Origin of the sequence: Luteolibacter rhizosphaerae, from assembly GCF_025950095.1 — a bacterium.
Taxonomy (GTDB): domain Bacteria; phylum Verrucomicrobiota; class Verrucomicrobiia; order Verrucomicrobiales; family Akkermansiaceae; genus Haloferula; species Haloferula rhizosphaerae.
Genome location: NZ_JAPDDR010000001.1, coordinates 341,715 through 361,798, shown reverse-complemented (window position 1 = coordinate 361,798; position 20,084 = coordinate 341,715). Strand labels below are relative to the sequence as shown.

At 62.0% G+C, this 20,084-nt stretch carries 17 protein-coding genes; 6 read left to right on the top strand and 11 right to left on the bottom strand.

The window, feature by feature from the left end; translation table 11 throughout:
* The first annotated feature begins 78 nt into the window (after positions 1-78).
* Positions 79-537 carry an Lrp/AsnC family transcriptional regulator gene (locus OJ996_RS01445; protein WP_264510413.1) on the top strand — a complete coding sequence of 153 codons (459 nt, stop codon included), beginning with the start codon at positions 79-81 and terminating at the stop codon, positions 535-537.
* An 18-nt stretch (positions 538-555) separates the two neighbouring features.
* Here the strand turns inward: OJ996_RS01445 and OJ996_RS01440 are convergent, their stop codons facing one another.
* The 3 genes from OJ996_RS01440 to OJ996_RS01430 form a co-directional block, all read right to left on the bottom strand.
* A complete protein-coding gene (locus OJ996_RS01440) occupies positions 556-2,226 on the bottom strand; it encodes a glutamine--tRNA ligase/YqeY domain fusion protein (RefSeq protein ID WP_264510411.1) in 1,671 nt (556 codons plus the stop codon).
* A gap of 59 nt (positions 2,227-2,285) precedes the next feature.
* On the bottom strand, positions 2,286-3,617 hold the full coding sequence (locus tag OJ996_RS01435; protein WP_264510409.1) for a dipeptidase: 1,332 nt from the start codon (positions 3,615-3,617) through the stop codon (positions 2,286-2,288).
* A gap of 62 nt (positions 3,618-3,679) precedes the next feature.
* The gene (locus tag OJ996_RS01430) at positions 3,680-4,282 is read right to left on the bottom strand and encodes a YdeI/OmpD-associated family protein (protein WP_264510408.1); all 603 of its coding nucleotides are present in this window, start codon (positions 4,280-4,282) and stop codon (positions 3,680-3,682) included.
* A gap of 140 nt (positions 4,283-4,422) precedes the next feature.
* Between OJ996_RS01430 and OJ996_RS01425 the strand changes: the two genes are divergently transcribed.
* Entirely contained in the window at positions 4,423-5,748 is a 1,326-nt protein-coding gene (locus OJ996_RS01425; protein WP_264510406.1) for a hypothetical protein, read from the top strand.
* 74 nt (positions 5,749-5,822) lie between these two features.
* On the opposite strand, the gene OJ996_RS01420 is transcribed toward OJ996_RS01425, so the two are convergent.
* Positions 5,823-6,437: a hypothetical protein gene (locus tag OJ996_RS01420; protein ID WP_264510404.1), complete on the bottom strand. Its 615-nt coding sequence runs from the start codon at positions 6,435-6,437 to the stop codon at positions 5,823-5,825.
* A 141-nt stretch (positions 6,438-6,578) separates the two neighbouring features.
* Between OJ996_RS01420 and polA the strand changes: the two genes are divergently transcribed.
* The 4 genes from polA (at position 6,579) to OJ996_RS01400 (ending at position 13,159) form a co-directional block, all read left to right on the top strand.
* Positions 6,579-9,371 (top strand): DNA polymerase I, encoded by a 2,793-nt coding sequence (gene polA, locus OJ996_RS01415; protein WP_264510402.1) that lies wholly within the window; start codon positions 6,579-6,581, stop codon positions 9,369-9,371.
* 72 nt (positions 9,372-9,443) lie between these two features.
* Positions 9,444-10,004, top strand: coding sequence for a TIGR00645 family protein (locus OJ996_RS01410; protein WP_264510400.1), 561 nt, complete (start codon positions 9,444-9,446; stop codon positions 10,002-10,004).
* A gap of 54 nt (positions 10,005-10,058) precedes the next feature.
* Entirely contained in the window at positions 10,059-12,095 is a 2,037-nt protein-coding gene (locus OJ996_RS01405; RefSeq protein ID WP_264510398.1) for an ATP-dependent helicase, read from the top strand.
* An 89-nt stretch (positions 12,096-12,184) separates the two neighbouring features.
* Entirely contained in the window at positions 12,185-13,159 is a 975-nt protein-coding gene (locus tag OJ996_RS01400) for a D-2-hydroxyacid dehydrogenase (protein ID WP_264510396.1), read from the top strand.
* A gap of 9 nt (positions 13,160-13,168) precedes the next feature.
* Here OJ996_RS01400 and OJ996_RS01395 read toward each other — a convergent pair whose 3' ends face one another.
* Genes OJ996_RS01395 through OJ996_RS01365 form a run of 7 tightly spaced genes read right to left on the bottom strand, consistent with a single transcriptional unit; the run spans position 13,169 to position 20,051 of the window.
* Positions 13,169-13,756, bottom strand: a complete 588-nt coding sequence (locus OJ996_RS01395) for a hypothetical protein (protein WP_264510394.1) — start codon at positions 13,754-13,756, stop codon at positions 13,169-13,171.
* Positions 13,757-13,770: 14 nt separating this feature from the next.
* On the bottom strand, positions 13,771-15,069 hold the full coding sequence (locus OJ996_RS01390; RefSeq protein WP_264510392.1) for a porin: 1,299 nt from the start codon (positions 15,067-15,069) through the stop codon (positions 13,771-13,773).
* Between the two features lie 11 nt (positions 15,070-15,080).
* Positions 15,081-16,565, bottom strand: a complete 1,485-nt coding sequence (locus OJ996_RS01385; protein WP_264510389.1) for a tetratricopeptide repeat protein — start codon at positions 16,563-16,565, stop codon at positions 15,081-15,083.
* A complete protein-coding gene (locus tag OJ996_RS01380) occupies positions 16,565-17,275 on the bottom strand; it encodes an energy transducer TonB (protein ID WP_264510387.1) in 711 nt (236 codons plus the stop codon). The genes OJ996_RS01385 and OJ996_RS01380 overlap by 1 nt, the downstream gene beginning before the upstream one ends.
* A gap of 11 nt (positions 17,276-17,286) precedes the next feature.
* Positions 17,287-17,691: an ExbD/TolR family protein gene (locus tag OJ996_RS01375; RefSeq protein WP_264510385.1), complete on the bottom strand. Its 405-nt coding sequence runs from the start codon at positions 17,689-17,691 to the stop codon at positions 17,287-17,289.
* Between the two features lie 12 nt (positions 17,692-17,703).
* The gene (locus OJ996_RS01370) at positions 17,704-19,266 is read right to left on the bottom strand and encodes a MotA/TolQ/ExbB proton channel family protein (protein ID WP_264510383.1); all 1,563 of its coding nucleotides are present in this window, start codon (positions 19,264-19,266) and stop codon (positions 17,704-17,706) included.
* The gene (locus OJ996_RS01365) at positions 19,263-20,051 is read right to left on the bottom strand and encodes a DUF3450 family protein (protein WP_264510381.1); all 789 of its coding nucleotides are present in this window, start codon (positions 20,049-20,051) and stop codon (positions 19,263-19,265) included. Before OJ996_RS01365 ends, OJ996_RS01370 begins: the two co-directional genes overlap by 4 nt.
* Positions 20,052-20,084: the final 33 nt, after the last annotated feature.

Genomic DNA, 20,084 nt, shown 5'->3' with positions numbered 1-20,084 from the left:
GATTGCGTTGTTGCCAAATACCGACCACTAATTGGCATCGATATTGCATTTCATGCACTTTATTGAAATTTTATTCTAATGAATCTGGACTCCATCGATAAGAGGATTCTCGCCGTGCTCCAGAAGAAGGGCAGGATTCAAAACCTCGAACTCGCAAAAGAGGTTGGGCTTTCCCCCTCGCCCTGCTTGCGCCGTGTCCGCCTGCTAGAGGAGGCCGGAGTCATCAAGGGCTACACCGCCCTGCTCGATGCCGCGAAGATCGGCATGAAGCTGACCGTCTTCGCGCGGATCTGGCTCAGTGGCCAAGACGTCGATACCACAGACCATTTCGTCAAAGAGGTCGTGAAGCTGCCCGAGGTGGTTGAATGCCACCTCATGGCGGGCGACTGCGACTTCATCCTGCGCATCGTGGCCGCCGACCTCGACGCTTACCGGAAGTTCCAGATCGAACATCTCGGCCGCATTAAGGGCGTGAAAAGCATCAAGACCGAGATCCCGATGCAGGAGTGCAAGCTATCGTCGGAGCTGCCCCTGTGACCCTCTTTCCGAGAGGGATCACTTCTTCGCCCAGGAGTCGCGGAGACCGATGGTGCGGTTGAAGACCGGCTTGGTGCCGGGCTGATGCTCGTGGCGATCCGCGACGAAGTAACCGAGGCGCTCGTATTGCACGACCGTCTCGGGCTCTGCCGCTGCAAGAGCAGGCTCGACCCAAGCCTGGATCACCTTGAGGGAATCCGGATTGATCACGCTGGTGAAGCCGCCTTCGGCCGCATCCGGATCTTCCACGGTGAAGAGGCGGTCATAGAGACGGACCTCCGCAGCCACGCCATGCTCGGCGCTGACCCAGTGAATCGCGGCGCGACACTCCACACCTTCAGGGGCATCCGCGCCCTTGGTGCCGGGGAGATATTCGCAGAGAACCTTCACCACCTTGCCGGAGTCATCCTTCTCGAAACCGGTGCATTTCACGATGTAGCCGCCGCGCAAGCGGACATGGCGATCGGGGCCGAGGCGGAAGTACTTCTTCTCCGGGACTTCCATGAAGTCATCGCCCTCGATCCAAAGTTCGCGGGAGAGTTTCACCGCGCGGGAACCCATGGCGGGATCCTTCGGGTGGTTGTCGAGCTCGATGTCCTCGCTCTGACCTTCCGGCCAGTTCGTGATCACGAGCTTGAGCGGATCGATCACCGCCATTCGGCGAGGTGCTACCGTGTTGAGGTAGTCGCGGATTTCAAACTCAAGCTGAGCGATGTCCGTGATGCCTTGGAACTTGGTGATGCCGGTCTTCTCGCAGAGCTTGCGGATGGCGACGGCGGGGATGCCGCGGCGGCGGGCGCCGGAGAGCGTGGGCATGCGCGGATCATCCCAGCCGGCGACGTGACCTTCCTTCACGAGCGTGAGCAGCTTGCGCTTGCTCATCACCGTGTAGGTGAAGTTCAGGCGCGAGAACTCAATCTGGCGCGGCTTCGCGGGGACCGGGCAATTCTCGATCACCCAATCATAAAAGGGGCGGTGGATCTCGAACTCCAAGGTGCAGAGTGAATGAGTGATGTGCTCCTTCGCGTCCTCCAGCGGGTGCGCGAAGTCATACATCGGGTAGAGGCACCAAGCATCGCCGGTGTTGTGGTGCTCCGCCTTCAGCACGCGGTAGATGACCGGGTCGCGGAGGACGATGTTCGGCGAGGCCATGTCGATCTTCGCGCGGAGAACGGCGGTTCCTTCGTCGAATCCACCGGCACGCATCTTCGCGAAGAGCTCGAGATTCTCTTCCACACTGCGGTCACGGAACGGCGAGGGCGAGCCCGGAACGGTCAGGTTGCCGCGGGTGTCCTTGATCTGCTCGGCCGTCTGCTCATCCACGTAGGCAAGGCCGTTCTTGATCAGGTGAACGGCACAGTCGTAGTAGAACTCGAAGTAGTCGCTCGCGTAATAGAGATTGTCACCCCACTCGAAGCCCAGCCACTTCACATCGGCCTTGATGCTCTCGACATACTCGACCTCTTCCTTCTCCGGATTCGTGTCGTCGAAGCGCAGATGGCAGCGCGCACCGCTGCCTGCATTCTCCAAGGCGATGCCGAAGTTCAGGCAGATCGCACGCGCGTGGCCGAGGTGCAGATAGCCGTTCGGCTCCGGAGGAAAGCGCGTGATGGTGGTCGCGTGCTTACCGGAGGCGAGGTCCGCGGCGATGATCTCGCGGATGAAATCGGACTTGGGAGTATCGGACATTTTGAAGGAACGAAGCGCGGAAGCGCAGAGGTCGCAGAGAGAAGCGCGAAGAAGATGGATTACTTCCCGAGTTCTTCGAGAAGCGCCTGATTGAGACGGATCCCCGCCTCGAAGTTTTCCACCGGGAAGTTCTCGTCGGGCGAGTGGATCTGAGAGTCCGCGAGGGCGAGGCCGAGCAGGATGGTATCGACGTTGAGGATATCGCGGAAGGCTTGGACGATCGGGATGCTGCCGCCTTCGCGAATGAGGACCGGTTCCTTGCCGAAGGACTTGCGCAGGGCTTCCTGGGCGGCCTTGCCGAAGGGGCCGTGGGGATCGGTGTAGAAGGGCTTTCCATCATGGCCGCCGACGTAGAGCAGCGAGACGCCGGGCGGGCAGTGCTTGTCGAGGTGAGCCTTCACCTTCTCCATGATATCCGCGGGGTCTTGGTTCGGGACGAGGCGGAAGGTGAACTTCGCGAAGGCCTCCGCGGGCAGCACCGTTTTCGATCCCTCGCCCTGATAGCCGCCGCCGATGCCATTGATCTCAGCGGTGGGGCGGGCCCAAGTGCGCTCGGCGGAAGTGTAGCCGGCCTCACCGTGCGTCTTCGAAGAACCACTGTAGCGGATGAAGTCCTCATCGCTGGTGCCGGGGAGCTTGGCCCACATCTCACGCTCCCAGTCTTCAAGTGGCTTCACATCATCGTAGAAGCCTTCCACCTGCACGCGGCCTTCCGGATCGTGGAAGGTCGAGACGAGGCGGGCGATCTCGGTCGCGGGATTGCGGATGGCACCGCCGTAGATGCCGGAGTGAAGGTCGCGGGCCGGGCCGCGGAGGATCACCTCGCAGGCGGCGATGCCGCGCAGGCCGTAGCTCAGGGTGGGTTGGCCGGGAGCGACCATGCCGGTGTCGGAGATCGCAATGATATCGCACTTCAGCAACTCGCGGTTCGCTTCCAAGAAGGGCGCGAGACTCGGGCTGCCGATCTCCTCCTCACCCTCGAAGAGGAAGATCAGGTTCACGGGCAGTTCGCCTTTCTCCTTCAGCGTCTTCTCCACTCCGAGGATGTGCGCGAGCATCTGGCCCTTGTTGTCAGTGGAGCCGCGGGCCCAGATCTTGCCATCGCGGATCTGCGGTTCGAAAGGCGGGGTGGTCCAGAGATTGAGCGGATCAACCGGCTGCACGTCATAGTGGCCGTAGATCATGACCGTCTTGCGGCCGGGCTTGTGCGCGTTCTTCGCCACCACGATCGGGTGGCGCGGGGTCTCGTGCAGCTTCGCCTCCAAGCCCATGCCGTTCAGCTTGGCCACGATCCACTCGCCGCAGGCACGGACATCCGCCGCGTTCCGCGAATCGGTGGAAACACTGGGAAAACGAAGGAAGGCGAAGAGATCCTCAAGCTCCGGCGTCATGCGCGGAATGAAGCGGCCCCCTCCCCTACCCGGCAAGGCGAATCGCGGGCCAAAGCACGCCGCTACGACTTCTTCGGCGGATAGATCAGCTCGCCCTCCGCCAGCATCGCCACCAACTTCGCAATCCGCGCCGCTCGGGTCTCTGCCTTCTTAGCCTGCCCGACGCGGTGGAGGATCGCAAAGCGGTTGCGATGGTCCAGACGCTCGAAAAGCGCTTTCGCCACCTTGTTCTTCCTCAGGGCAGCGGCCAGATCCTCCGGCACCTCCGCCTTGCTGGGCGGTGCGGAGGCCGCCTCCCAGCGCCCGTCCTGCTTTGCTCGCTCGATCTCGGCTTGTCCCCGCTCGGTCATGCGGCCTTCCGCGATGAGCTCCAGCGCGCGCGCCCGGTTGATCTGGGACCAGTTGCTCCGGCTCCGGCGCGGCGTGTATTTGTTCAGATAGTAGTCATCATCGAGCCCGAGCCGCTGGCCGTCGATCCAGCCGTGGCACAGCGCGGCATCCAAAGCCTCCTGCTGGGTGATGCCCGGAATTCCGGAGCCCTTATTGGCGAATTTCAGCCATAGGCCGGGCGAATCAAGCGGCTGCTTGCCCAGCCATTTCGTGAACCCCTTCCCATCCGCGAAAGGTAGCACTGGCAATTCGAGATCCTTCCGCTTGGTGCTCATCGTGCCCGGGATTCCGCGCAGAAGCGGTGGCCAGCGCAAGAAACGAACGAGAGATGCCGGATTCCGCAAAAGCGAGGTCGCATGACACGGAGGCCGAATTCCACCCAAGAAAAACAAACCCGTTTTCGTTCCCCCGTTAAATGAACGAATTCGACCCCGAACCGGAATACCAAGAGGTAAGCATCGCCCCGCCGAAACAGAAGAAGACCTTCTGGCAGAGGCTGGGAGGCGGGGCCTTGAGCATCTCGGTGCTGATTCATGTGATCTTCCTCGTGGCGGGAGCGTTCTGGGTCTTCCGGATCATCACTCCGCCTGAGAAAACAGTGGATTTCATGCCACCGGCAGGAGGTGGCGGCTCACCCGATTCGGCCGCGGAAACCAAGGCCCGGCAGGTAATGACCCAGCCAAACATGGCCCGGATCGCGGCGATCGGCGCGGAGACCAGCTTCTCCCTACCGGAGCCAGACCCGTCCTCGCAGATGGCCTCGCTCGGGTCGCTGAGCGGCGGCTCCCTGTCCAAGGGCATGGGCGGCAGCGGCACCGGTGGTGGCATGGGCAGCGGCCATGGCAAGGGCATCGGTAGCGGAATGGGACCGGGACTTGGTGGCGGTGGCTCGGGGAATCCCTTCGGCATGGTGGAGGCCACCGAGAGCGCTCTCATCGGGACTTTCTACGACCTGAAGCAGACCAGCGACAAACAGCCCACCAACATGACCGACGATGAAATGCGCCTGAAGGTGCGCGAGATCGTCGACAAAGGATTCAAGGACAAGGAGTTCAAGGACTACTACAAGGCCAGCCAGAAGCTGTATCAGACCAAGCTGCACATGCCTTTCATGAGCGCGGAAGCAGCACCGGCCGCTTTCAATTGCGAGAAGGAGGTGCAACCGCGCCGCTGGATCGTGGTCTACCGCGGCACGGTAAAGGCGCCAAAGTCCGGCAAGTTTCGCTTTGTCGGCGCGGGCGACGACCTACTCGTGGTGCGCTTCAATAACCGCACCGTCTTCGACTACGGCTATACCCTCGGCTGCACCGGCACCCACATGTTCGGGCGTGCCGCGGAGGTGGATGGAACCCAGGAGAACGAAGAGCTCGCCAAAGATATCCGCAAGATGGGCCCTATGCGGGTGCCGATCCAATTCTACAAGTACGAGACCTCGCCGAACTACAATGACAACATCGGCGGCTTCGCGGTCGGTCCTGAGATCACGGTGCGTGCGGGTGCCTCCTACCCAGTGGAGATTCTGATTGGAGAAATCCCCGGCGGCTACTTTGGCGTTTCCCTTCTGATGGAAGAGATCGGCGAGAAATACGAGAAGGCCGCGACCGGCGCGCCGATCCTGCCCCTCTTCCGACTCGACGAGTCACTGCCCGACCCCAACTTGCAAGGCCCGGCGCCGCGATACGCGACCAGCGGCCCGGTGTGGAAGCAGAGCGGCAGCAGCGGTTTGGTACCGGGTATCTGAGGTATCCGGAATCATGGGACAGAGCTCTCGGGGGGTCACACCTCCGGGAGCTCTTCTCCTTTGAGACGGGAGCCCTACTTGATCTCCATGCCGCTGGTAGCCCAGATCCACTTGGCCACCTTGCCATCCTTGATCAGGGCCTTGGCTTTCATCGTCTTCACGCCGAAGATCGTTTCCGCCTTGTACTCGGCGAGGCCGGTCTGATACTTGGCGCCGTCGACCTCCTCTTCGGGGCCTGCGCTCCATTTCATGACCTGATCGAAGGTGAATTCCTTCACCTGTCCGTCCTTGATGCTTTCCTGCATCAGCGCGACGAGAGCTTCCTCGCCCATGGCTTCGCCGCCAACGGGGGCCGGTTCCGGGATCGGCTCCGGCGCGGGGGCCGGGGTTTCGTCCATCTTCTCCGGCTCGTTCTGAACGACGGGCGGCTCGGGATTGGGCTCCGGGGCGGGAGCCGGGTCGTTCTTCACCACCGGCTCGGGCGCGGGGGCCGGGTCGGCTTTCGGGAGAGCGGGAGCGGACTCCGGAGTTTTCGGAGTGACGACGATTTTCCCGTCCTTTTCCATAACCTCGATCACCCGTTCCGTGGTGCCGGTGTAATCGATCAGGCTGGGGCTGATCTGAGGCTCGAAGACGTAGCCCGCACCACCGGCGGCAACCACGCAAAGCATCGGGAAGAAATACTTCATCTTGTTGGCGGATACGTAAGGATTCCGGCCACCCTTTGGCCAGATTTTTCCAAGTTCACCGCGGGGCCGGAATTTTGCCGGGTCACGATTTTGCCGAGACCGGCACTTGGCCCGCCGCCCCCCCGCCCCTAGGGTCGCCGCATGCCGCGACTTTTCCTCCTGGACGGGATGGCGCTCGTTTACCGGGCCCACTTTGCCTTCATCCAGAATCCGATCCGTAACTCCAAGGGCGTGAATACTTCCGCGCTCTACGGATTCACAAACACGCTGCTGACCATTTTGGAGAAGGAGAAGCCGACCCACTTGGGTGTCGCATTCGATACCTCCGCTCCCACTCCGCGGCATGTGCGCTACCCGGCCTATAAGGCGCAGCGCGACGAAATGCCCGAGGAACTCGCGGCGGCGATCCCGAACGTGAAGCGCCTTTGCAAGGCCTTCCACATTCCCCTCTTGGAGATCGACGGCTACGAGGCGGACGACCTGATCGGCACCTTGGCGAAGCGGGCGGAGCCGGCGGGCTTCGAAACCTACATGGTCACGCCGGACAAGGACTTCGCTCAGCTCCTCAGCGAAACGACCTTCATGTGGAAGCCGGGCAAGAAGGGCTCCGAGCACGAGGTGATCGGTCTGCCGCAGCTGCCGGAGATCTGGGGCGTGAAGAGCCCGCACGAGATCATCGACCTGCTCGGCCTGATGGGTGACACGGTGGACAACATCCCCGGCGTGCCCGGCATCGGCCCAAAGACGGCGCAGAAGCTAATCGCGGACTTCGGCTCGGTGGAGAACCTGCTGGAGAATCTCTCCAAGCTGAAGGGCAAGCAGAAGGAGAACCTCGAAACCCACGCCGATAACGCCCGGCTCTCCAAGGAACTGGCGACCATCATCATCGATGCCCCGCTCGAAGTGAGCTGGACCGACCTAGAGCTGTCGCAGCGTGACGACGAGGCGGTGAAGGATCTCTTCACCGAGTTTGAATTCCGATCCCTGACCAAGCGCCTCTTCCCCGGGAGCGCGGACTTCAGTCCGCCCGCGCCAAGCGAGGAGACTCCGGCTGCCACACAGACGATCTTCGAGACCTTCAAGAAGATCTCCGAGGTGCCGCACGAATACCATCTGGCTGATACCGCGGAGAAACAGGCGCGGCTTTTCGAGGAGTTGGGCAGGCAAACCGCCTTCTGCTTCGATATCGAGACCACCTCACTCGATCGCTTCGAGGCGAAATTGCTGGGCGTGGCCTTTTCCTGGAAAGGGCAGGAGGGATGGTATCTGCCCTACTCCGCTGACCTGCATCCCCAGCTCAAGACCGCGCTGACCGGGCCAGCACTGAAGACCGGCCACAACCTGAAGTACGATCTCTCCGTACTTCACCATCACGGGATCGTCGTGGAGGGGCCTTTCTTCGACAGCATGCTCGCGCACTCGCTGGTCTTCCCGGACCAGCGCCACACCATGGACTATGTGAGCGAGACCATGCTCGGCTACTCTCCGATCAAGCTGGCGGAGATCGCGGCATCGCACTTGCAACCGGATCTCGCTACCGCTCCGAATTCCGACGACCTCTTCAGTTTCGCGGAGACGAATAAGAAGTCGAAGGAACTCGATGTCGCAGCGATCCCGCTGGAAACGCTGGCCGAGTATGCCGCGGAGGATGCCGACGTGACTTGGCAGATTGCAGAAAAGCTCCGCCCCTTGCTCGATGGTCAGGAGAAAGTCTGCCATGAGATCGAGTGCCCGCTGCTGCCGGTGCTGGTGCGGATGGAGATGGAAGGCATTGCGGTGGATCCTGCGGCCTTGGTAGAGATCGGCGGCCAGCTCCAGCAGCGGATCAACGAACTCTCCGTCTCGATCGCGGCCCACGCCAAGCGACCCTTCAACCTGAACTCGCCGAAGCAACTCGGGGAGATCCTGTTCAACGAGCTGGGGCTGGCCGACAAGGCGAAGAAGACCAAGACCGGGCAGTTCAAGACCGACGAGGCGACGCTCGCCTCACTCGCAGGCAAGCACCCGATCATCGACGAGATCCTGGAATACCGGGAGGCTACGAAGCTGAAGGGCACCTATTTGGACGCGCTGCCCGCCCACATCGTGAAGGAGACGGGTCGCATCCACACGCAGTTCCACCAACTGGTGGCAGCCACGGGGCGGCTCGCCTCCACCGATCCGAACCTGCAGAACATCCCGATCCGTTCCGCTCTCGGACGCCAGATCCGCAAGGCTTTCGTGCCGCGGGAAGGCTTCACCCTGCTGTCCTGCGACTACTCGCAGATCGAGCTGCGGGTGATGGCCGGACTCGCCAGCGATGCCTCGATGATCGAGGCCTTCCGCGAGAACCGCGACATTCATACTGCTACCGCGGCGAAAGTTTGGGGCATCACCGAGAGTGAGGTCACACGCGAGCAGCGCAGCGGCGCGAAGATGGTAAACTTCGGCATCATCTACGGCATCTCCGCCTTCGGCCTCAGCCAGCGCCTCGGCATCCCGCGCGGCGAAGCGGCGGAGATCATCGACAACTATTTCAAGCAGTATCCTGCGATCGAGGAGTTCATGGACCGTACCATCCAAGAAGCCCGGATGAGCGGCTACGTCGAGACCCTGACCGGCCGCCGTCGCTATTTCCCGGACCTGACCTCCGGCAACCAGACGATCCGCGGCAATGCCGAACGTGCCGCGATCAACACGCCCATTCAGGGTAGCTCCGCCGACATGATCAAACTCGCGATGATTCGGATCGACGCCCTGCTGAGGGAAGGCACCTACCGCACCAAGATGCTGCTGCAGGTGCACGACGAATTGGTCTTCGATCTGCATCCGGAAGAACAGGAGGATTTGATCCCCCGGATCCTCGATACGATGCAAACGGCCCTGCCTCTCCCGGGAGGGGTGCCGATCCTCGTCGAGTACGGGACCGGAAGCAACTGGCTGGTCGCGCACTAGCGCTTGGAAAGTTCATCCGCTTTTTCCAATTGCCCGGGGCATGGCGGGTGCTGCCTATTCGCCAGCCAATCCATGGACTCCTCGAACGAAGCCGCCCTCTCTCACGCTACCAAGCCCCAGTTTCCCGGTCACCGCACTCTCGGTAACCTGATCTTCTTCAGCCGCTGGCTACAGGCCCCGCTGTATCTCGGCCTGATCGTGGCCCAGTGCGTCTACGTCTACCACTTCCTGATCGAGCTCACCCACCTGGTGGGCAAGGCGAACCGGATCACCGAAACGGAGATCATGCTCACCGTGCTGGGCCTGATCGATGTGGTCATGATCGCGAACCTGCTGATCATGGTCATCGTGGGCGGCTATGAGACTTTCGTTTCTCGCCTGAACCTCCACAAGCACCCGGACCAGCCGGAATGGCTCTCGCACGTGAATGCCGGTATTCTAAAGGTAAAGCTGGCCACCGCTCTGATCGGCATCTCCTCCATCCATTTGCTCAAGACCTTCATCGAGGCGGAGCGGATGAAAGGCGAAGTGATGATGTGGCAGGTCATCATCCACTTGGCCTTCGTGCTTTCCGCCCTGCTGCTGGCCTACATCGACCGCCTGACCAGCACCCCGATGCCGAAACAACATTGAAGCGTCCCACCCCGCCCTTGATCCCGGCGCGGAATCCGCGAAGCTAGCCGCCACATGGCGCGCGAATACACGCTGCACCGGCACACCGCCGGACCGACATCCGGCATCGATTACCGGGCCGAGCTGAACGACGAGCAATACGCCGCCGTGACGGCTCCGCCCGGGGCCGCTCTCGTGATCGCGGGTGCCGGCTCGGGCAAGACCCGCACGCTGACCTATCGGGTCGCCTACCTGCTCGATAACAAGGTGGAGGCGCGGAACATCCTGCTGCTGACCTTCACGAACAAGGCGGCGCGCGAGATGACGGAACGGGTCCGCCACTTGGTACCGCACGATGTCTCCGCGCTGTGGAGCGGAACCTTCCACTCGATCGGCAACCGCATCCTGCGCCGCCATGCGGAGGTGCTGGGTTTCACCAAGTCCTTCTCGATCCTCGACCGCGACGACCAGAAGTCGCTGATGACCGGAGTGATTGCAGCTCTGAATATCGATACCAAACAGCGACGTTTCCCGAAGGCGGACGTGCTAGCCACGATGTTCAGTCTCGTCGAGAACACGGGCGAGTCGCTCTCCGATGTGATCCGTCACCGCTACCCCTACTTCGACGAATGGGAGAAGGAAATCCATCAGGCACAGGCCGGATATGCGAAGCGGAAGAAGGACACCAACTCGATGGATTTCGACGACCTGCTGGTGCTCACGCTGAAGCTCTTCCAGCAGGATGAAGAGCTCCTCAATCTCTACCGCAAGCGCTTCCGCCATATCCTGGTGGACGAGTATCAGGACACCAATGCGGTGCAGAGCGAGCTGATCGACCTGCTGGCGGGCGGCGGCGCCAGCGTGATGGCAGTGGGCGATGACGCGCAGTCGATCTACTCGTGGCGTGGCGCGGACATGGGCAATATCCTGTCCTTCCCCGAGCGGCACCCGGGCTGCCAAGTCCACAAGATCGAGACGAACTACCGCAGCGTGCCGGAGATCCTGGACCTCTCGAACGCCGCGATCCGTGTGAACCGCGCGCGCTTCGACAAGGATCTGCGTTCGGCTCGCCCCCAGCTCGGGGTGAAGCCGGCTTTGGTCCCGCTGGAAGATCCGTCCACCCAAGCGGCTTTCGTCGCCCAGCGCATGCTGGAATTGCGCGACGAAGGCATCCCGCTGGAGGAGATGGCCGTGCTCTACCGCGCACACTTCCAGTCCTTGGAGATCCAGCTTGAGCTCACCGCACGCGGCATCCCCTTCGCGATCACCAGCGGCCTGCGTTTCTTCGAGCAGGCGCACATCAAGGACGTGGCGGCTTTCCTCCGCTTCGTCACGAACCGTCGCGATGAGACGAGCTTCAAGCGGATCTGCCTGCTCATGCCGGGAATCGGCGCGGCGGGCGCGGACAAGCTTTGGCGTGACTGGCTGGCCAGCGGTTGGGCGGAAACGGAGGAGATCCCGACCTGGAGCGAGGAGCTCTCCAAGATGAAGGCGCCGAAGAAGGCGGCGAAGCACTGGGAGCAGTTCGGCTACATCCTCGACGAGATGACGCCGCATGGCACCTTTGCCCGGCCCTCGAACATGGTCTTCAGCGTGCTGGAGGGGATGTACAATGACTACCTCCAAGCTTCCTTCGACAACTACGACAACCGTCGTAGCGACATTGAGCAACTGATGGCTTACGGCGGAAACTTCGACGACGTGCTCGATTTCCTCTCGCAGCTCTCCTTGCTCAGTTCCGCGGATGGGGAACCGACCGGGGACAAGGCGGAGAAGGACGACGAGAAGGTCATGCTGTCCTCGATCCACCAGGCCAAGGGGCTGGAGTGGAAGGTGGTGTTCGTGATCTGGCTGGCGGACGGGCAGTTCCCGAACGGACGCATCCTGGAGTCCGACGACCCGGACCAACTGGAAGAGGAGCGCCGTCTCTTCTACGTGGCGATCACCCGGGCGAAGGACGAGCTCTACCTGAGCTATCCCCTGATCAACCCGAAGTCCTACACCGGCGACATCTTGCAGCGGCCCTCCCGCTTCCTCGACGACTTCCCGCGCAATCTGGTGGAGGAATGGAACATCCGGCCCGAATGGGGCAATCCGGACGATCCGTTCTGAGGCAGCGCGTGCATTCCCGATAGGCCGATGGGGCGGACATGCCCGCCAACGCGCTTGCCCCCGACCCCGGGGCCGTCAAAGGTCGCCCCATGTCCACGCTGAAGGTATTCACGGATCTGCAGGCCGCACCGGAACTGATCGACTGGCTGCGCCAGAGCATCGCGCCGCACGAACTGCTTCTCCCCGCCCCCACCGGGGCCTCGGTGCTCTCGGACGTGCCGACCGATCCGCTGATGCAGGAAGCGGACATCGTGCTGGGTCAACCGCGAACCGATGCCGTTCTCTCCTCCGGCAAGCTGAAGTGGCTGCAGGTCAGCACCGCAGGCTACACCCGCTACGATACCGCCGACTTCCGTGCCGCAGTGAAAGAGCGCGGGATCCCCGTGACGAACAGTTCGCGCGTCTATGACGACGCCTGCGCGGAGCATGTCATGGCCTTCATGCTGGCGAATGCCCGGCAGCTTCCCATCGGCTTGGCTACCCGCTGCCCGAACGGCGTGCCGGAGTGGAATGCCATACGGGCCAACAGCCGCCTGCTGCAGGGACAATCCCTGCTGATCGTGGGCTACGGCGCGATCGCCGAGCGCCTCGTCGAATTGTTGGCCCCCTTCCGCATGAAGATCACCGCCATGCGCCGCGCTCCTCGTGGCGATGAGAAGGTGACGATCGTCACTCCAGCCGAAGTGGATGCCGCCCTCGTCGATGCGGATCACGTGATCAACATTCTCCCGGACAACCCCGAGTCGCGCCAGTGGTTCAATGCCGCCCGCTTCAGCAAGATGAAGCAGGGTGTCATCTTCCACAACATCGGTCGCGGCACCACGGTGAATCAGGAGGACCTGGCCGCGGCACTCGCATCAGGACAAGTCGGGGCGGCATGGCTCGATGTGACCGACCCGGAGCCGCTGGCGGATGACCACATCCTCTGGACCTTCCCGAATTGCTACATCACCCCGCACACCGCCGGTGGGCAGGGGGGCGAGTCGAAGGTGCTGATCCAGCACTTCCTCGACAATTTCGCCCTCTATCAGAAGGGCGAGACCTTGGTGAATCAGGTGATGTAAGGAAGCACCTTACTTCACGCTGCCTCGCCAAGCGGAACCTTGTCCGAGGATCAGATCCAGGTTGTAGCGGAGACCGGCGCTGAGAGCGGTGACATCCACCGGCACCTCGCCCGCCCTCCGCGAGATCAGGTCCCGCCTCCGCAGTTCCTTCCCGGAGGCAGCAGCCCCGGCTTGCGCCTCGAAGGCGGCGAAGAGATCCGTCTTCATCTGGTCAAGCGTGCTCAGGGATGGCGCTTGACCCTCAGCCGGGGCAGCCGGTGCCTGACCACGACTGATCACTCCCGTGTCCACCTTGTGGCCGCGCGGGGTTCCCATGATCCGCGAGCTTTGTGCAGATCCATTCGGCGCGAAGATCACTTCGAGGTCGAAGGGGATATCGGCCCAGCCGCGGGCCACTTGGATCACCGTGACCTTCACCGTGGTTTCCCCGGCTTCGTTCGTGGTAACCAGCGGCTTTCGGGTGCGGTACTGCGCCCCATCGAGCGAGTAGCGCGCCTGACCGTCGTGATGCCAGCCATTGAGCGCACGACCGTAGCTTTCCTGATCGAAAGCGGAGAGCGGAAGCGCGAGGGAGAGGAGGAGCAGAGCCGTTTTCATCGGGAAGGCGTTGGTTAGAAGCTCATGCGCGCACCGGAGTGCCAGATCCAGGCATCCGTATCGAAGCCGCCGCCGGACTGGTCCTTCAGCAGCACGTGCTCCAGGCCGTTCATCAGGATCAGCTCGTCCTTGTAGAGATGGAGGTTCGCGCCGAGATAGAAGGAGTGATACTCGTCCCCGGTGAAGACCGGCGTGCTATCGAAGTAGGGATCGGAACCCGTTCCCATACCGCCGACAAGCCCATCCGCTTCGTCAGTGTCGGCGTAGTGGTAGCGTCCGACGATCTGCAGCGTGCCGGGCAGGGCCCAGTAGCTCGGCGTGAGGGAGAGCCCCCATGCATTCGTGTCGCCCCGGGCCATGATGAAGTCGCCGGCGAAGCCGAACTGACCCTGCTCGACCTCAACGCCGGTGGAGAAAAGGTGCTGGAACGCGGGATTGCGCGCGATCAATTGATTGCCATTCGCCGAGCGACGTCCGGCCACGTTGTACCGCGGGATCGCCGGGCTGCCCTTGTCATCAAAGTTGTAGATGTAGTCGGCATGCCAGCGGGTGCGGATCGGAGAACCGCCTTCGGCCTTCTCCCAGGATTCCAAGGCGAGGTTCGCCAGCAGGAAGCCATCGCCCTTCACGCCGGGGATGTTCGAGTCGTTGTCGGACGAGAACCAGCCCAAGCCCCAATCCCAGCGATCCGTGTCCTGCCCCACCATCAGGCCGAGCGTGGCGGCGGGAGCCACCATGTTCACCAAAAAGGACCTCTCCGGAGTCAGCGATTGCTGGGGCTCGGTGCGATACTCCGTCGTAAAACCGGGCCGCATCTTGCCGTACTTCACGTAACCGTTCTCTAGGAAGGTCGTCTTGCCTTGGAGCCGCTCAATGCCGTTGTAGTTCGAGTCGCCGGCGAACTCCGCCACGGCCTCGATCTCGGTATTGCGGAAAGCCTTCAGGCGCGCCCCGAGCCGGGCGCGACGGGTCCGGGTGCCATCAAGATCCACTTCCCGGCCACCTTCCGGTGTCGCCTGCCCCCAAGCTCCCTGCCAGTGGAACAACCCACCGATCGCAACCTGCTGAACCCATGGATTCGAAGGATCTTCAAAAAGAACGGCCCGGGCCCATACCGGATCCAGAGGGCTCGGCGCCCACTCGTCACCCAGCGGAACAACCGGCACCCCCTCCTCGGCGGCAGCCGCACCCTCTACGGGAGGTAGCACCACGGAGGCGGGGTCCTTCTTTCCTTCAAGCACGTCGAGCGCCTCGTTGGCATGGAGAGGAGCCAGCAGCATCAGCGCTCCTCCGAAAGTGAAAGCTGTCTTCATGGGGAGATCGACTATTTGGGCTTCTTCGCGGCTTCATCCGCTTCAGCCCGCTCCTTGGCCTCGCGCTCCTTGCGCTGGTTCTCGCGGTCCGCAGCACGACGCACGCGGCTGATGTACTGCTCCAAGCTGGCCTTATCCCCGGTCTTCAGGGAGAGCGCCCGCTCGATGTAGGGCATGGCCTCGGTGTATTGCTTCTCACGCACCAGCAACTGGCCCATGCCAAGGTTCGCCTGATAGGCGACCGCCGGCTTCTCCAGCGCGAGCTTGTAGTGAACCTTCGCCTCGCCGAGATCGTCCCCGCGCTTCGCTTCATCCGCTTCGTTCTTGGCCAGATCATCGTGGTGCTTCGCCAGTTCGAGCAACACCTCGGCATTGCCCGGATCGCGCTTGAACAGATCGCGCAAGAGTGTTCCCAGCTTCGCAACATCGTTGCTGCTACGGGCGATCTTCACACGGACCAGATCGAGCTCCAGAAGATCCGTTGCACTGAGGCCACCCATCTTGGCCACCCTCTCGACGAAAGCCTCGGCCTTCTCCGGGTAGCCGTATTCGTTCAAGATCCGCGCGGACTTCAACGCTCGCTGAACGTCCAGCTTCGGTGCTTTCTCGATCGCTTCCAGGTAGGCGAAGAGCGCGAGCTGCGCTTCACCCTGCTCCATGTAAATGTTTCCCAAGAGATTCAATTCACTCTCGCTCGCCTGCCCCTTCAAACGCAGCACTTCGAGGTTCACCGCGGCTTCCATCTTCTTCTCTTGGCCGATCAGCGCGTTCGCCTGCTGCAGCCAGAGCTGGCGATCCTCGGGATTCTCCGTGATCATCGTGTTCAGCATGCTGGTCGCCTCCTCAAGACGCTCCTGCTGGACCAAGGCCTGGGTCAGGCCGACCTTCCAATCGCGGTTCTGTGGATCCAGCAGGTAGGCCTGCCGGTAAGCATTCTCCGCGGCCAACGCGTTCTTATCCTGCATGTAGCAGTAGCCCATCATGCCATAGACACGCGGGCTCGTTTCGCCGAGTTCCACGGCCTTCTGCAAAACCGGCAGCGCTTGCGCCAGTTCGTTCTTCGAGATGTGCAGCAGGCCGAGGTTCGTATGCGCGCGGCGGAAACGCGGGAAACGCCGGATCGCCTCATTGAAAGCACGCCGCGCCTCATCCGTCCGATCGGACGCGAAATAGAGATTACCCAACACGAATACCATCGTCGCGCTGATCTCGCCCGGCTTCTTCTCCGGATCTGTCGGCGCCTCGGTCTCCTTGACGAAGCGTACCACCTCCTGTTCCGCCGCGATGAACTGGTTCTTGCCGAAGAGATCCTGCACCTTGCCGAGCAATGCCTGTTCGTCGGCGGAGATCTTCGGCTCTACATCGGAAAGTATCCCGTAGCTTCCGACGAAGTCCTTCAGGAACTTCGGGTCACGATACAGAATCGAAGGCGCATTGATCGTCTGTGCCGGAGCCGGCAGCGCGAGCGCGAGGAGGATGGGAAAGAGACGGCGCATCACTTTTTCTTCACTTCAAAATTATAAGGCACGAGGCAGTTGGCGCGCACGTTGCGCCCGCCCTTCGTGGCCGGCTTGAATTTCCAGCGGGAGACGGCGCTCGCCGCAGCCTTGTCGAGCTCCGCATGCCCGGAGGATTGCTTGATCGAGGTCGATACGACCTTGCCGCTCTCATCCACCACACAAGCAATCAGCACCTTCCCCCCGATTCCCTTGCTCTGCAGCGAACTCGGGATCGACGGCTGGATCTTGCTCACTGGAGTCGGAGGTGAATCCACATCGCCACCCATCAGGCTATCGCCACCACCGCCGCCACCCAGGCCGCGCTTGCCGACCCGGGGCGCACTGACCGTGAAGGTCCCGGATCCGCCCGAGGCAAGATCGCCCATGTCGATACCGAGATCGACATCCGAGGCCGCGCTGTCATCCGACATCTCCTCGGGAGCATCCGCCTCCGCGATATCCTCCGATACTTCCGAAGGTTCCGGCTCCGACATGTCCTCCTCTTCCGGAGGCGCAGGCGGCGGGGGCGGAGGAGGCGGCGGGGGCAAGGAGAGATCCACGATCACGATCTCTTCCTTCTCCTTCTTGTCATCACCGCCGAAGAGAAGGAAAGACACCGCACCTCCGAGCACGACGATGCCTAGCAAAACGCCAACGACGAGTCGCTGCCGGGTCTTGCGGGGTCGCGGGGCTGGAGGGCGAGCCATGATCCGGAAACCTATTTCGGCTTCTGTGTTGCCAGGCCGATCTTATCGATCCCGAGACGGCCGAGCACGGAAAGCACACCCATCACCTCGCGATACTGGGAGGCGCTGTCGCCGCGCACCACCACCGGGATGTCCGGCGTGGTCAGCTTCATCGCGCTCAACTTGCTCTCCAGTTCCTCAAGCGTGACCTGCGTCTGGTTGAGCTGGATCTTCCCCTCGGCGTCCACCGTGATCGCTTGGATCTTCGGCACGCTCAGATTCTTCACGGCCTTGTCGCTGGCCTTGGGAAGCTCCACCTTCATCCCCTTCACTCCCGCCGCCGTCATCACGATGAAGATGAGCAGCAGCACGAGATAGAGGTCCACCATCGGGGTGACGTTGATGTCGTCGAAACTCTTGTCGTCGGCAGAGGCCATGACTTCGATAGGTTAGGATTTATCGGTGGCGGCGAATTGGGCCGCGTTCGGGTGATCGGAGCCTTGGTAGAGTTCCGCCATCTTCGCGATGAACTCGTCGATGAAGACCTGCATCTCCCCGACCACGTTCTTGATCCGGCTATTGAGATAGGAGTAAGCAAACAGCGCGGGAATCGCCACGATCAGGCCCGCCACCGTGGCGAGCAGAGCCGAGGCGATACCGGGCGCGATGGCATTCACGTCCACCTCGCCTACCTTCGAGATGATGGCGAAGGTGATCATCACGCCCACCACGGTGCCGAGCAGGCCGACATAGGGACCGCCGGCGATGCTGATGGTCAGGTAGATCAGGCCGTTCGTGAGTTTGTGTTGGGCCCGCACCAGACCGGCGTCGAGCGCCGCGCGGATCGCCTGCATCGAGCGACCCGAGAGACCCTTCTTGTGAATGCGGTCCTGCTGCAGGCGATGGCGGATTTCTTCCGAACCGATGTGGTAGATTTCATACAACGGCGACTTCTTCAGGAGTTCCTGCGCCTCGTTGTCGGCATTCCCTCCCAGACTCTTGATGCTGCCCGGATCGCCGTGATCGATCGCCGTCAGATCGCTCGAGAGCTGGCTCCAGCGGTGCATGAACTCCTCCGTGCCCTTCTGAACCTTGTTCAGGTAGAAGAACTTCCTCGCCGCCACGGTCCAGCCAGTCGCGATCATCAGTACGCAGACACCGATCGCGATCCAACCGTCGAACATCATATTCTTCGCGATATCGCCGAAGAGCGCCACGTGCTCCATCGCTCCGCCACCGTGCGAGCCTTCCGGGTTCTTCAGAGCCTGTTCGATCGCGCGGCCATTGGTCGCATCCAGCGGCACATTCCCTTCGCCGGTCTCGATCGCCTTCGCGATTGTGCCATTGGTCTCGGCCAGCGGCACGATGGCCGGGAGATTCGCCCCGGTATCGGCGGCGGAGGCGACGCCTTCGAAGGACTTGTCGAGCGAAGCGAAGAGCACCGCGGGGCCAGCCAGGAGCAGAGTGCCCTCGATCGCCCGTCCGGCACGGCCAAGTGCCTTGCCTTCGAAGCGATGCCCCCCTGCGATTGATCCGAGCCGCGCGAGACCGGTTTCCAGGATCTTGAACCGTTCCGCTACCACGGACTTTGGATCGCTCGCCGCCATGGCCTTCTGATCGGCACTCTCGATCGCCTGCTTGTAGAGCTGGCTCTCTGCCGGATGCAGGCGGGTGACAACCGCCTTCGAATACTGGGCCAGTACGTCGGAGGCATAGGTCACGTCCGCCTTACGCGTTTCGATCTCGCGCTCCAGGCTTCGCACCTTGCTGGTGCGGAGTTCTTCGTCGCGCTCCAGCGTGCGCAGCTCCTTGGCAAGTTTCACGACCTCGTCATCGAGACGGTTCACCTCGCGGTAGAGACCGAGGCGCAGGTCGGAGTATTCCTTCTGCGTGGATAGCAATTCACCCGCCGCTTTCTTGATCGATTCGCGGGCCTCTTCGAGCGCACCGGCCGAAGAAATCTGGATGAGAGCAAGGCCCAGCAAGGCCCCGGTGACAAAACGGTGGATCATGGTTGGATGAGCGGGAGCTGGCTGAAAGTGGCGTCCTTCTCGCTGGTGGCGGAGGCCACGAGCTGTTGGATCTGGGGGGCGAGTTCGTTGCGTTCGGTGAACTTCCAGCCATCCGCGGCGGGACGACCGGTCAAAGCAAAGCTGCCGTCCTCGTTCACCGCATAGGCCATCGCGAGACCGAAATAGACGACCTGCACCTTGAACTCCCGACCTTGAGAATCCTTGCGAAGCTCCGGGTGCACGTGCACGCCCTGCTGGAACTTCTCGATATCCGCCATGAGTTCGACGGCATTGAAGAGGCGCTTCGACACATCCTCCCCGCGCTTCTCGGGCGGCAACTGGATTCCCTTCTGAAGGGTTTCGACAGCAAGGGCGACCTTTGCCTGTTGCTTGAGCGGCTCGGGCAGGATCGGCAGCTTCGCCGCCAAGCCTTCTTCGAGCACGCGCAGTTGCTTTGCCAGTTCATCCTGAGCGGCCGCATAGCGATCCCGCTCGGCCAGCTTGTCCAGCGACTGGGTATCGCCGCCCTCCTTGCGGGTCTTGGCACGCTCGATCTGCTCCTTCAGATCCTCGATCTCTTTCTCGAGGCCTTCCTTATAGCCTTGCAGGACTTCGCGGTCCTTCTCCCAAGAGTCTTCCTCCACTTGGATCTTCTGCATCGTCTCGATCCATTCCTTGACCGAGGCACGGAGTTCTTCTGCCCCTTTCGCGGGCGCAGCAGGCTGCTGCGCCATCAGGGGCAAGGTGGCGAAAACGACACCGGGAAGGAGGGAAGTCAGACGCATGGCGGGGTAACGCCCCCCAAGAAAAAGGGGTCA